Source organism: Streptomyces sp. NPDC039465 (genome assembly GCF_055639315.1).
On the sequence record NZ_JBVKAP010000004.1, the window covers coordinates 478,902 to 491,832 of the forward strand.

Genomic DNA, 12,931 nt, shown 5'->3' on the forward strand with positions numbered 1-12,931 from the left:
CCTCGGGTAGCATCTTTGTGCAAGAGCCCCTTGCGCTATTGCGCCAGGGGCTTCGTCTATTCCGGGGCAACCGGTTCGACGGCTCAGGCTGTGTCGTACACCGTCGTACGACGTTTTACTGCCCCCTGACCTTGGACATGCCCCACCCGGAAGGGGTGTACGCCTGTGCCCGCACTTGTGCTGCTCGGTGCTCAGTGGGGTGACGAGGGCAAGGGAAAGGCCACCGACCTCCTCGGTGGATCCGTTGACTATGTGGTGCGCTATCAGGGCGGCAACAACGCCGGCCACACGGTCGTCGTGGGCGACCAGAAGTATGCGCTGCATCTGCTCCCTTCCGGAATCCTCTCGCCGGGATGTACTCCGGTCATCGGCAACGGTGTCGTCGTGGACCCGGCGGTCCTGCTCTCCGAGCTGAGCGGGCTCAATGACCGCGGCGTCGACACGTCCAAGCTGCTGATCAGCGGAAACGCCCACCTGATCACGCCGTACAACGTCACGCTCGACAAGGTGACGGAACGCTTCCTCGGGAAGCGGAAGATCGGCACCACCGGCCGCGGCATCGGCCCGACCTACGCGGACAAGATCAACCGCGTCGGCATCCGCGTCCAGGACCTCTACGACGAGTCGATCCTGGAGCAGAAGGTCGAGGCGGCCCTGGAGCAGAAGAACCAGCTCCTCGCCAAGGTCTTCAACCGCCGCGCCATCGAGCCCGGCAAGATCGTCGAAGAGATGCTCCAGTACGCGGAGCAGATCAGGCCGTACGTCGCCGACACCACCCTGATCCTCAACAACGCCATCGACGAGGGCAAGGTCGTTCTCTTCGAGGGCGGCCAGGGCACCCTGCTCGACGTCGACCACGGCACGTACCCCTTCGTCACCTCGTCGAACCCGACCTCGGGCGGTGCCTGCACCGGCGCAGGTGTCGGCCCGACGAAGATCAGCCGCGTCATCGGCATCCTGAAGGCGTACACGACCCGCGTCGGCGCCGGCCCGTTCCCGACGGAGCTCTTCGACGAGGACGGCGAGGCGCTGCGCCGCATCGGTGGCGAGCGTGGTGTCACCACCGGCCGCGACCGCCGCTGCGGCTGGTTCGACGCGGTCATCGCCCGCTACGCGACCCGCGTCAACGGCCTGACCGACTTCTTCCTCACCAAGCTGGACGTGCTCACCGGCTGGGAGCAGATCCCGGTCTGTGTCGCGTACGAGATCGACGGCAAGCGCGTCGAGGAGCTCCCGTACTCGCAGACCGACTTCCACCACGCGAAGCCGGTCTACGAGATGCTGCCGGGCTGGTCCGAGGACATCAGCAAGGCGAAGACCTTCGCCGACCTGCCGAAGAACGCGCAGGCGTACGTGAAGGCGCTGGAGGAGATGTCGGGCGCGCCGATCTCCGCGATCGGCGTCGGCCCCGGCCGGACCGAGACGATCGAGATCAACTCGTTCCTCTAGACCCGCACGTGTGAAGACGAAGGGCGTCCGGCTTCCGAGCCGGGCGCCCTTCGCGCGTACCGCTGAGGCGCGTACCGCTCAAGACCGCTACAGGCGGAAGAACTCGCCCGGCTCCCCGTCCGACCCCATCCCGTACACCAGCAGCCGCTCCTTGCCCTGGTAGCGGTCGACCCGGAGGTTCGAGGCGGGCGACTCGGCGCATTCCGGGTCCCAGGCGTCCGGATCCCGGGTCGTGGGGCCCACGACCAGCAGCGACCCGGCCGCGCCGACGACCGCGGTGCTCGCGCAGTGGACCGTGCCCGCGACCGGCGCGCCGGTCTCCTCGTCCCGCTTCGGGAAGGTCTGCTCGAAGCGGACGAGCGGGGCGCCGACCGGGCCCTGGGTGACGGTGACCCGGTAGTCGTAGCGGTCGGCCTCCTTCGCGGACATCTCGGCGAACGGCGGCGCCTTCCAGTGGCCCACCAGCGACGCGGGGACGATGTCGGGGCCCGTCTTCGCCCTGCGGAACGTCGTCGAGACCGCCCCGGAGGTCCAGTCCAGGACGTTCTGGGAACGGAACGTCAGCGTCTGGTGGGCGGCCGGGGTGCAGCGGGTCGCCGGGACGCTGGTGGTCACCTCGCTCTCGCCGAACACCATCCGGTTCTCGTCCACGGAGAGGAGTGTGGAGCGGCCCATGCACAGCCGCTCGCCGGTGATGTGGGCGTAGACGGCCGTCTTCGCGCCCGGGCGGCCCTGGGTGATCTCGATCCGGACGGTCTCGTGCGGGATGTCGGCGGTGCCCTTCAGCACCCCTTCCCACGCGCCGATGAACGCCGGCGGCACGACCCCGGCGGGCTGCGCCGACGCCGAGGCGGAGCCGCCTCCCTTGCCCTCGGGCGACTCCTTGCCGTCCTTCGGCCAGTACGTCGCCGTCAGCGCCCCGGCGGCGGCCAGCACCAGCGCCACCGCCCCCGCCACGAGCGCGGTACGCCGCCGGCTCGCCCTCCGGGGCAGCGGGGTGACCGGTGTGGCGCCATCCTCTCCGGAGCTCGGTGCGGAGCTCGGTGTGGAGCCGGCGCCGTCACCTTCACCGGCACCGGCGCCGTCGGTGTCCAGGATCCGGGCCGCGTGCCGGCCGAGTCCGGCGAGGACCCCGGCCGGCAGCCAGGGGTCGGCCACCGGATGCGCCGAGGCGATCTCCTCCGCGCTCGGACGCTCGCCCGGGCTCTTGGCCAGACAGGCCCGGACCAGCCCCTGGAGCTCGTCGGGCAGCCCCTCCAGATCCGGCTCGTCATGGGCGATCCGGAACATCGTGGCGTGCACCCCGCTGTCCGCCGTACCGAACGGGGAGCGCCCCGTCGCCGCGTACGCCAGCACCGAACCCAGGCAGAAGATGTCCGAGGCGGATGTCAGCTTCTCGCCCCGCACCTGCTCGGGCGACATGAACCCGGGCGAGCCGACCACGGCACCCGTGCTGGTCAGCCCGCCGTCGGTGACGGTGTCGACGGCCCGGGCGATCCCGAAGTCGATCAGCCGCGGCCCGTCGACGGTGAGCAGGATGTTGGAGGGCTTCAGATCGCGGTGGACGAGCCCGGCGCCGTGCACATGGCCGAGCGCCCGGCCGAGTCCGGCCGCCAGCGACCGCACCGACTCGGGCGGCAGCGGCCCGTGTTCCTCGGCCACCACGGCCCGCAGCGACGGTCCCGGTACGTATCCGATGGCGACCCAGGGCGGTTCGGCGTCGGTGTCCGCGCCGAGGACCGGCGTGGTGCCGGTCCCGCCGACCCGTCTCAGCGCCGCGACCTCCCGGGCGAAGCGTCTGCGGAACTCGTCCTGGGCGGCGAGTTCGCCGTGCACCACCTTCACGGCGACCGTACGGCCGCCCGCGGACCGGGCGAGATAGACCCGCCCCATCCCGCCCACGCCGAGCCGCCCGAGGAGGCGGAACGGTCCGACGGTGGCCGGGTCTTCACCAAGCAAGGGCTCCACGCGAGAAGAGCATGCCAGACCAGGGTCACCGGCCGGTCTCGGCCGCCGTCTCCGTCCCTCTCGGGTCTCCGGCTCTCAGTCCTCCCCGCAGATCCGCAGCCCCTTCGGCGTCGCGCACGGCAGATGGCCGTGCGTGCGGATCACGTCCTGGCCGCTGCCCCGGCTCAGATAGGTCAGGAAGCTGGAGGTGAGCGAGTCCGCCGGCGGCTGCCCGTAGGTGTAGGCGTACTCGATCTCACGGTACGGATACGTGCTCTCGCCGATCTCGTCCACATTGGCCACCCGTCCGTCGATCCCGACCCGGTGCAGGCCCTTCAGCCCGCTGCCGGTGCGCAGTTCGCTGTAGCCGATGGCGCCCGGCAGCCTGGCCACGGTGTCCAGGACCTGTTCGGTGGAGTCGAGTTCGCAGCGCACCACCCGGGCCTGGCGGTCGTCCTTGGTGGAGCAGTCGCGGGAGGACTGGGCGGGTTCGTTGCGGCCGAGGACGCGGCGCTGGAAGACCTCCCGCGTCCCGGAGTTGGCGTCCCGGCTCACCAGCAGGACGTCCAGTTCGGGGCCGCCGAGCTGCTTCCAGTTGGTGACGTCGCCGCTGTAGATCCGGCGGACGGCGTCGAGGGAGAGGTTCTTCAGCGGGACCTTGTCGTTGACGACGAGGGTGAAGAGCGAGACCGCGATCCGGCTCTCGCGCAGCTGCGGATAGCCGCCGGGCTTGGGCCCGTCGGAGAGCGCGACGAGGGCCGGCGCCCCGCCGCTCTTCTTCGCGCCCTTCTCCGCCAGCTCTCTTATCCCGGCGGTGGAGCCATGGGCGTCGACCACGACGGTCGCGCCCTCGCAGTCCCGTTCGTACTTCTTCGCCAGCTCCCGCAGGACGGGCGCGAAGGCGGTCGAGCCGGTGACGGTCAGCGTGCCCCGGGCGCAGCCCATCGGCGGCGGGGAGTCGTCCCGTACGACGATGATCGAGGCGAGGGCGATGACACAGGCGGTGAGGACGACCGTGATGGTCCGGGCCGCCCGGCTGAACACCGGCGGTTTGTCGTCGGGCAGGATCGCGTGGTTGGGCCGGACCCGGCCGTCGCGGATGCCGCCCGTGACGGTGACGGCGCCGCCGACCCCGGAGCCGGTGAGCAGCACGAGGAGCTTGAAGTGCTCGCCCTGGTTGAGCGGGACGCGCGGCAGATGGATGGTGGAGCCGCTGTGCCGTAGCCCCGCGGCGGCCGTGAAGTGGTCCATGAGGTGGGCGGCGCCGGTCGGCTGGGTGACGGCGATGCCGCGGACGGTCCGGCCGTGGAACTCTGCGGTGAGGCCGTGCGTGCCGCGCCCGGTGTAGTCGTCGCCGGCGATGGACAGGGCGCCGTCGTTTTCCACCCGCAGCAGGACGAGGGTGGCGTCGGACATGTCGGGGGTCTCGTTGAAGAGCCCGAGCCGGACGTTGGCCCGGCCGCCGCCGGCGTCTCCGCCGCTGCCGATGGGGGTGTCGAGCTGGACGCGGTAGCCGATGCGCTTGCGGCGGGGGACACGGCGCTCGTACCAGAGCACACCGGCGGAGACGAGCACGCCCAGCAGGGCGGTCAGGACGGCGACGGTGTTCTCGGGGTTGACCCACTCCACGGCGCCACCGTAGGCACGCCGGGGGCGCGCGCGGGCATGAAGTCGGCTTGCGCCGCCTGGAGTTCGCCGTTCGTTCAGCTCGCCCGGCTCGCCGGAGGTCCCGTACGTAACGACATCTGGTCTAGACCTTGACAGGTCCATACCAATCGCGGTTCCTTGGCCTTCCCCCACACGGAAGGAACCGTGCATGATGCGTCGTCTCTTGAGCCTTCTCGCCGTGCTCGCCACGGCCGTCGGACTGGCCGTGCTCCTCCCCGCCACCGCGTCCGCGGCGGCGTGCGCCAGTGCCTGGAACGCGTCGAGCGTCTACTGGGGCGGCAACACCGCCTCGTACAACGGCCGCAACTGGCAGGCCAAATGGTGGACCCAGAACGAGCGGCCCGGCAGCGCCGAGGTCTGGGCCGACCAGGGCGCCTGCGGCGGTACGGACCCGGGCCCCGGCCCGAACCCGTCCGGATTCGTCGTCTCCGAAGCCCAGTTCAACCAGATGTTCCCGAACCGGAACGCCTTCTACACCTACAGCGGCCTGACCGCCGCGCTCAGCGCCTACCCCGGCTTCGCCACCACCGGCAGCGACACGGTGAAGAAGCAGGAAGCGGCCGCCTTCCTCGCCAACGTCAGCCACGAGACGGGCGGCCTGGTCCACATCGTGGAGCAGAACACCGCCAACTACCCCCACTACTGCGACGCGAGCCAGCCCTACGGCTGCCCGGCCGGCCGGGCCGCCTACTACGGCCGCGGCCCCATCCAGCTCAGCTGGAACTTCAACTACAAGGCGGCCGGTGACGCCCTCGGCATCGACCTCCTGCGCGACCCGTACCGCGTCGAGCGCGACGCGGCCGTCGCCTGGAAGACGGGCCTGTGGTACTGGAACACCCAGAACGGTCCCGGCACGATGACCGCCCACAACGCCATGGTCAACCAGGCCGGGTTCGGCCACACCATCCGCTCCATCAACGGCTCCCTGGAGTGCGACGGCAAGAACCCGGCGCAGGTCCAGAGCCGTGTGAACAACTACCAGCGCTTCACCCAGATCCTCGGCGTCGCGCCCGGCGGCAACCTCTACTGCTGACGGACCGGCACGCACCGGCGCCGGTAGTAGGCGAAGGTGAGCGCGAGCAGGAGCGGACCGATCAGGTTGAACAGGCCACTGACGGTCATCGCCAGCTCGTACCAGCCGTCGGCGTACGGGGGCCGGACGCGGTCGCCGATCCGCAGGAACGATTGCAGCCAGTCCACGAAGAGCAAGGTCAGGACCAGCCCCGCGAGCGTCGAGGGAACGAGCACGACGGCGGGCGGTATGCGCCGCCCGCCGAGCCTCGGCACCCAGGCGGGCACGGTCTCGCCCCAGGGGCGCACCAGCCCGGAGCAGAGCAGGCAGAACGCCTCGGACAGCACGCTCAGCCCGAAGACGTACAGCATCACCCACCACTGCCAGGGCTGCTGCTCCTCGGTGCTGCCCATGTCGTAGCCGAAGGCGTACGGCAGACGCCAGAGGCAGACGGGCAGGGCGACGAGCGGGATGGCGCGTGCGACGGCGAGAGCCCACCGGGGGACGGATCGTTCGGTCATAGGTCCAGACTCGTCGGCGCCCACGCGCACGTGATCACGCCGACGGACGAACCGGCTCCCCCGGACGGGGGAGACGCCGTCGGCCTCGAAACCGCCGTTCAGCCCGGGACGGCGGCGACCGGGATCCGCTGCCGAGCCACCACGGGCTCGGGCCTGGTCCGGGTCCTGGAGCGGCCCCCGGCCCCCGGCCCCCGGCCGGGCCCAGGCCCGGGGCCCTCCAGGCAGCTCCCAGGCCGCTGTCGCCGCGCGGTGGGAAAATTGGCCCCATGGGCCTGGCCGCCGTGACGCTGCTGCTCAGCGGCGATGTGATGCCGGGCCGGGGTGTCGACCAGATCCTCGCGCACCCCGGCGATCCGGCGCTGCGGGAGGCGTACGTCCGGGACGCCCGCGACTACGTGGCCCTGGCCGAGGTCGCCCACGGCCCGATCCCCCGGCCCGTGGGCCCGGCCTGGCTCTGGGGGGACGCCCTGGAGGTGTGCGACGCGCTCGCCCCCGACGTCCGGGTGATCAATCTGGAGACGAGCGTCACCACCAGCGACCACTTCGACCCCGGCAAGGCCGTGAACTACCGCATGCACCCGGCCAACGTCGACTGCCTCACCGTCGCCCGCCCCGACGTCTGCGCCCTCGCCAACAACCATGTGCTGGACTTCGGCCCGCGCGGCCTGGAGGAGACCCTCGACGTGTTGCGCGCCGCGGGACTGCGGTACGCGGGGGCCGGGCGGGACGTGCACGAGGCGCGGCGCCCCGCCGTCGTCCCCACCGACGGCGGGCGGGTCGTCGTACTGTCCTGCGGGATGGCCTCCAGCGGGATCCCCTCCCGGTGGGCGGCGGCCGAGGACCGGCCGGGCGTCGACTTCGTCCCCGACCTCTCCGTCCGCAGCGCGGACGCCCTCGTCCGCCGCCTGCGGGCGGTCCGCCAGGACGGCGACGTGGTGGTCGTGTCGATCCACTGGGGCACGAACTGGGGCTACGCCGTGCCCGGGAACCAGGCCACCTTCGCGCGGCGGCTCGTCGACGGCGGCGTGGACGTCGTGCACGGCCACTCCTCGCACCACCCGCGCCCCATCGAGGTCCACCACGGCCGGCTCATCCTCTACGGCTGCGGAGACCTCGTCGACGACTACGAGGGCATCACCGGCTACGAGCGCTACCGAGACGATCTGCGGCTGCTCTACTTCCCCACCCTGGACGCCGCCACCGGCGAGCTGACCGGGCTGCGCATGGCCCCGCTGCGGGCCCGCCGGATGTCGCTGCACCACGCCCCGGAGGCCGACGCCGACTGGCTGTGCCGGGTGCTCAGCCGGGCGGGACGGGAGTTCGGCACCGCGGTGGAGCCCGAGCCGGGCTCGGACGGGTTCCTGACGCTGCGCTGGGCCCGCCCCTAGGGCCGCTGTCCCGGACACGGGCGGGACGGCTGGTCACGGACGCGGGCCGTGTCCGGGACACGCCCGGGGGCGGACACGGGCCGGGGCCCGCCCTACGTTCCCGCCATGGACACCACACGCAGAAGCGTTCTTCGCGCCGTCACCGCCGTCCCCTTCGCCCTGGCCGCCGGCGGCCTCGCCGCCCCCGCCGCCGCTCGCGCCCGTACCGATGCCTTGGGCATGGAGCCCGTACGGCTCTGGATACGGGAGGGCGCGTCCGAGGGCGCGTCCTACACCGAGGCGATCCGGCACCTGCGGGACGTCGCGAAGCTGGAGCCGGCGACGGTCGCGGGCGTCCTCGCCGACCCCCGCAACACCCGCGCCGTAGTGGAGAGGCACCGGACCCTGCGGGGCAACCCGAGCGTCCGGCACTGCTTCCGGTGGGCCGAGACCGACTTCGAGACCAGGAGCTGGCGGCCGCAGGGCATCACCACCGACTACGACGCCAACGGCTCGGGCGGCCAGACCCTGCTCGTGTCCTGGTACACCCTCGACGCCGCCCGCCGCCAGGCCGCCCGGATCACCTTCGTCGACCGCAGCCACCGCACACCCCGCTACCGCCACGTCCTGCTCGTCGAGCCGGTCCTGACCGGGGGCCGGCCGGACTTCAAGCCCGTCACCGTCCACGTCGGCGGAATCGCCTGGTACGGAAACTTCCTCTACGTCGTCGACACGCGCAAAGGCCTGCGGGTCTTCGACACGAACGCGATGTTCAAGGCCGTCACGGGCGGCCCGGCCAGGGATCACTGCGGCCACTTCGACGGGAAGTACTACGCCTACGGCGCCAAGTACGTCCTGCCGCAGGTGCGCGCCTACGACGACATCGAGCACCCGAACGAGCGCATGAACTACTCGCAGGTCTCCCTCGACCGCACCTCCCAGGGCGGCCCCTCCCTGCTGGTGAGCGAATACGTCACCCCGGGCCAGGGCCCCCTCACGGCGCGCGGCGTCCGTTTCGCCCTCGACGGCCAGGGCTGGCTGTCCCCGGTCGACCCCGGCACGAAGTCGGTGCTCTCACCCACCCCGTACGCGATCCGCGACGGCGCCCAGCTCCAGGGCGCGCTCAGCCTCAAGACCGCCGACGGCGAGGCCTTCTTCCTCTCCGTCAGCAACGGCCGGCTGGGCAACGGCAGCATCCGCTACGGGAAGGCCGACGCCGCCAAGTCGGTGACCACCCGCAAGCTCTGGTCGACGCCTCCGGGCCCGGAGGACCTGAGCTACGCCGAGACCGGTGGCGACAAGCTCCTGTGGGCCCTGTCGGAGTACGCGGAGGGCGACGAGCCGGGCAAGCGGACGCCGGACACCCGGTACGTGTACGCCTTCAAGGTCGGCTAGGCCGGAGCAGATGGTGACGAGCAGGTTCCCCGGGCTGAAAAGTGTCGGCGAGCGCGCTAACGGGTGGTCGTGAGAATGAGGGGGCCCGCTCTGGCCCCTCTTCTACGCGGTGCGAATGCCCGCCCGGAATCGGCGCAGCGTCCAGGCTTGTTCCAGGGCTGGGGCCAGAGCGGGGGCTGCGAAGCCCCGGTCGGCATCGGGGGGCGGAGCCGGCCGGGGCCGGTCACTACAGCGTGGGAGAGCCGGATCCGGGGCAGGTCTCCGTGCCCGTGCCGCCGCGCTGATGGATCGTGGTCGGAGTGCCGGGGGGAGAGCCCACCCCCGCGCCGCAGACGGGGCAGTTCCCCTCAACCTTGCCGGGGTCGAATCGCATATCAGTCCTCCAGGATCGGTGGTGCTGACAGGGTGGTGCGACTCCCCGGCCGTCCGGGGAGGGATCAGAGCTGGCGCGCGAAGATCCGGGCGCCGTTGTGGAACTTCGCCGTGATGCCCTTCTCGGATGCCGCGTTGGGGCTCGTGGACCAGCACTCGATAGCGGCGATCTCTGGGCACTCCGCCTGCGCCAGGACCGCGGCGAACCACGCCTCGGGCGAGTCGGCCGCCGCCGGGTCGAGTCCGGCCGGGGCCGGGTTGCCGGTGACCGGCTCATCGGCGAAGCCCTCGTGCTTGGCGCCGTCAGGGAGCTGCCCGGTGAACTGCCAGCGCGTCTCGCCGCTGCTGTTGGTGATCGCCAGGCCATGGGGGTGCTTGGTGTCTCCGACCTCGGCGAGGGTCTGCACGCGGTTGACCCCCGGGGTGTTCTTGACGAGGTCGATGACGAAATCGGTGAATCGCTGGGGGCGCATTTGTGATCATTTCCTCTCGTGGCGGTCCAGCCAGTCTATGGAGCCGCCAGCACCCGAGGGGGTCGGCCAGTCGGTGGTGATGCGGTAGGCCCGGCCACTCGAAGGGAGTGGGCTGCCCAGGCGGCAGGCGCCGGAGGGCCATCGGAACGCCGGGTCCCCGCAGGGGTGGGCGTATCGGGTCACCGCGCCGTCCTCTCGGTCGTCGGCGCGATGGGCGGCAGGTCGGCGCGACCGGTGAACGCGATCTCGTGGTCGCGATACGCGCGAATCTCGCTGAGCATGTCGCGCGCTGCCTGGGCGAGATGGTGCGCGTAGGACCAGGTGCCGAGGGGTCCGCTCTCGGGGCCGGTCTCCGCGAGCTCCGTCCACGTCGCGAGTGCTCTGACTCCGCGCACAGTCCGGCGCTGCTCCGGGATGTTCTGGACGCCGACGGCCAGCGTCGTGCACTGGGCGATGAGGCGGTCGTTGAGGTAGGTGAGGGCCTTGCCGCCGGGGTGGCTGCGCATGGTGAGCGCGCGCCTGATGTCGCGCTCCGCCACCTCTTCGACGTGTGCCTCTATGGCGTCGGCGGCCTGGGCGAGGAGGTGCCCGAGGGGCACCTCGGCGTACTCGGTCGGCCGGTCGTGCCTCTCCCGCATAGTCCGCTCCCTGGCGTCGTCGGCGAGTGCGTGAAGACCAGGGTGAGGCACAAACAAGGCCCCGACTATCCGCTGTTTCGGATAGTCGGGGTCACGGCTTGACTGCCCGTTATCTACCCAGCCAGGAGCCATACGACAAGAACGTGTCCGGGAGTTGACGGCGGGCCGCCTCCAGCCCGGCATACGTCTCTCGCACCGTCGGGTGGTACCGGGCCTGCTGCGGCGCCGCCGAGAGATCCGCAAGGGCCTTCTGGGTGAGGTGGCGCTCACGGCGCAGGCGCTTGATACGTGCGCCGATGTGTTCGGGCGGGAGAGCAGGCATGCTGGGCTCCGTTCTGACTCGACACCAGAACAGTAGCTGGATACAGCGAGAACGCCCTCCGTACGGCCAAGCAGGGCTGTACGGGGGGCGCGTGGGCCGGTCCGGTCACCGTCCCCCCACGCGCGTGCGGCGGAAAAACCGGCGCGGCAGGGGCGGTACGCGCGGTTGACTGGTTCGTATGACGACCGAACGGACACCCGTCGAACGGATCGGCCCGCCCCTGACCGGCGGCGAGCGGGAAACCCTGCGCGCCTACCTCGACTTCCACCGGGCGACCCTCGCCATGAAGTGCGAGGGGCTCACCGACGAGGAGCTGCGCCGGCAGTCGATGCCGCCGTCGACGCTCAGCCTGCTGGGGCTCGTACGGCACATGGCCGAGGTGGAGCGGACCTGGTTCCGGAAGGTGATCAACGGCGAGGACATTCCGCTGGTCTGGTCCGACGAGGGCGACTACCAGGTGGCGTACGACGCGACGGCGGCCACGCGCGTCGAGGGGTTCGCCGCCTGGCAGGCGGAGGTCGAGCACTCCCGGCGGATCGAGGCGGCGGCGGAGTCCCTGGACGTCACGGCGCACGCGGTGCGCTGGGGCCAGGATGTCTCGCTGCGGCTCGTGATGCTCCACGTGCTGCACGAGTACGCGCGCCACAACGGCCACGCGGACTTCCTGCGGGAGGGCGTCGACGGCACCGTCGGGGTCTGAACCGCGGCCTCGGCCCAAGGGCCGCCGAATGAGGACAGGTTCTGGCCCAGTTGTCTTCTAGCGTGGTCCTCACGCCCCACCCCGGCCCCGTAAGGAGCTCCCATGCCCGAGGTCAAGCCCGTACCGGACGGCTACACCACCGTCACCCCCTGGATCATCAGCCACGACACCGCCGGGCTGATCGACTACCTCCAGCGCGCCTTCGACGCCGAGGACCTCGGCCGCTTCGTGCTGGAGGACGGCACGATCGGCCACGCCGAACTGCGCATCGGCAACGCGCGCGTGATGGCCTTCGACAGCCCCAAGGGGTGGCCGGTCACGCCCTCGTTCCTGCGGCTGTACGTCGAGGACGCGGACGCGACCCACCGCCGCGCGGTCGAGGCCGGCGGGACCTCCGTCACCGAGGTCACGCATCTGTACTTCGGCGACCGGGTGGGCCGCGTCCAGGACCCCTTCGGCAACCTGTGGTGGATCCAGACGCACGTCGAGGACGTCGAGGAGGGCGAGCTGAACCGGCGCCTGTCCGACCCCGAGTTCACCGAGGCCATGCGCTACGTCACGGGGACGCTGTACCTGCCGCCCGCTGCTCCATGACCGTGTCCAGGGCCGCGCTCAGCTGCTCCAGGACCCGTACGGTCTCGGTGAACTCCTCGCGCCCCAGCGCGGCGAGGAGGCTCGCCGCGAGCCCCGCGTGCCCCGGGTCGATCCGCCGGATCGCCGCGCGCCCCTCCTCGGTGGCGTGCAGCAGCTTGGCGCGGCGGTGCGCGGGATTGGGGCCGTACGCCGCGAGGCCCTGCTCGGCGAGCAGATCGGCGATCCGCTGCACGCTCTGCCGCGTGATGCCCATCGTGCGGGCGATCCCGGCGACCGACTGGGGCTCACGCACGACGGCGCCCAGCACCTGCCAGCGCGCCGCCGTGAGCCCGGCCTCGCGCGCCAGCTCGTCCGAGACGGTGAGGAACTGACCGTTCAGCCGGAAGACGCCGAGGGCGGTACGGGTGAGCAGGTCCTGCTGCTCACGGCGGGTCGGTTCCTCACTCATCTCGTCCGTACTCATCCGTTCTTCC

12 protein-coding genes are annotated in these 12,931 nt (G+C 71.4%); 6 read left to right on the forward strand and 6 right to left on the reverse strand.

All coding sequences use genetic code 11. The features are described 5' to 3' along the window. Positions 1–165 precede the first annotated feature (165 nt). On the forward strand, positions 166–1,449 hold the full coding sequence (locus ACZ7LT_RS16730) for an adenylosuccinate synthase (protein ID WP_471236778.1): 1,284 nt from the start codon (positions 166–168) through the stop codon (positions 1,447–1,449). 87 nt (positions 1,450–1,536) lie between these two features. On the opposite strand, the gene ACZ7LT_RS16735 is transcribed toward ACZ7LT_RS16730, so the two are convergent. Together ACZ7LT_RS16735 and ACZ7LT_RS16740 are read right to left on the reverse strand one after the other, a co-directional pair. Beyond that, a complete protein-coding gene (locus ACZ7LT_RS16735; RefSeq protein WP_471236779.1) occupies positions 1,537–3,417 on the reverse strand; it encodes a serine/threonine-protein kinase in 1,881 nt (626 codons plus the stop codon). Between the two features lie 75 nt (positions 3,418–3,492). Next, entirely contained in the window at positions 3,493–5,025 is a 1,533-nt protein-coding gene (locus ACZ7LT_RS16740) for a substrate-binding domain-containing protein (RefSeq protein WP_471236780.1), read from the reverse strand. Between the two features lie 187 nt (positions 5,026–5,212). Here ACZ7LT_RS16740 and ACZ7LT_RS16745 point away from each other — a divergent pair, with 187 nt between their 5' ends. Next, positions 5,213–6,097, forward strand: a complete 885-nt coding sequence (locus ACZ7LT_RS16745) for a glycoside hydrolase family 19 protein (protein WP_471236781.1) — start codon at positions 5,213–5,215, stop codon at positions 6,095–6,097. On the opposite strand, the gene ACZ7LT_RS16750 is transcribed toward ACZ7LT_RS16745, so the two are convergent. Then, positions 6,088–6,597 carry a hypothetical protein gene (locus ACZ7LT_RS16750; protein WP_471236782.1) on the reverse strand — a complete coding sequence of 170 codons (510 nt, stop codon included), beginning with the start codon at positions 6,595–6,597 and terminating at the stop codon, positions 6,088–6,090. The genes ACZ7LT_RS16745 and ACZ7LT_RS16750 overlap by 10 nt on opposite strands. 266 nt (positions 6,598–6,863) lie before the next feature. On the opposite strand from ACZ7LT_RS16750, the gene ACZ7LT_RS16755 reads away from it, so the two are divergent. Beyond that, on the forward strand, positions 6,864–7,985 hold the full coding sequence (locus ACZ7LT_RS16755; protein ID WP_471236783.1) for a CapA family protein: 1,122 nt from the start codon (positions 6,864–6,866) through the stop codon (positions 7,983–7,985). Between the two features lie 105 nt (positions 7,986–8,090). Then, complete coding sequence (locus ACZ7LT_RS16760) at positions 8,091–9,359, forward strand: hypothetical protein (RefSeq protein WP_471236784.1); 1,269 nt, start codon at positions 8,091–8,093, stop codon at positions 9,357–9,359. 437 nt (positions 9,360–9,796) lie between these two features. Here the strand turns inward: ACZ7LT_RS16760 and ACZ7LT_RS16765 are convergent, their stop codons facing one another. Then, the gene (locus tag ACZ7LT_RS16765) at positions 9,797–10,204 is read right to left on the reverse strand and encodes a hypothetical protein (RefSeq protein ID WP_471236785.1); all 408 of its coding nucleotides are present in this window, start codon (positions 10,202–10,204) and stop codon (positions 9,797–9,799) included. A gap of 179 nt (positions 10,205–10,383) precedes the next feature. After that, a complete protein-coding gene (locus tag ACZ7LT_RS16770; RefSeq protein WP_471236786.1) occupies positions 10,384–10,842 on the reverse strand; it encodes a DUF6415 family natural product biosynthesis protein in 459 nt (152 codons plus the stop codon). A gap of 500 nt (positions 10,843–11,342) precedes the next feature. Between ACZ7LT_RS16770 and ACZ7LT_RS16775 the strand changes: the two genes are divergently transcribed. Next, positions 11,343–11,864, forward strand: a complete 522-nt coding sequence (locus tag ACZ7LT_RS16775) for a DinB family protein (RefSeq protein ID WP_471236787.1) — start codon at positions 11,343–11,345, stop codon at positions 11,862–11,864. Positions 11,865–11,966: 102 nt separating this feature from the next. Next, positions 11,967–12,458, forward strand: a complete 492-nt coding sequence (locus ACZ7LT_RS16780) for a VOC family protein (RefSeq protein WP_471236788.1) — start codon at positions 11,967–11,969, stop codon at positions 12,456–12,458. On the opposite strand, the gene ACZ7LT_RS16785 is transcribed toward ACZ7LT_RS16780, so the two are convergent. Next, entirely contained in the window at positions 12,421–12,906 is a 486-nt protein-coding gene (locus tag ACZ7LT_RS16785) for a MarR family winged helix-turn-helix transcriptional regulator (RefSeq protein WP_471236789.1), read from the reverse strand. The genes ACZ7LT_RS16780 and ACZ7LT_RS16785 overlap by 38 nt on opposite strands. Between the last annotated feature and the right edge of the window lie 25 nt (positions 12,907–12,931).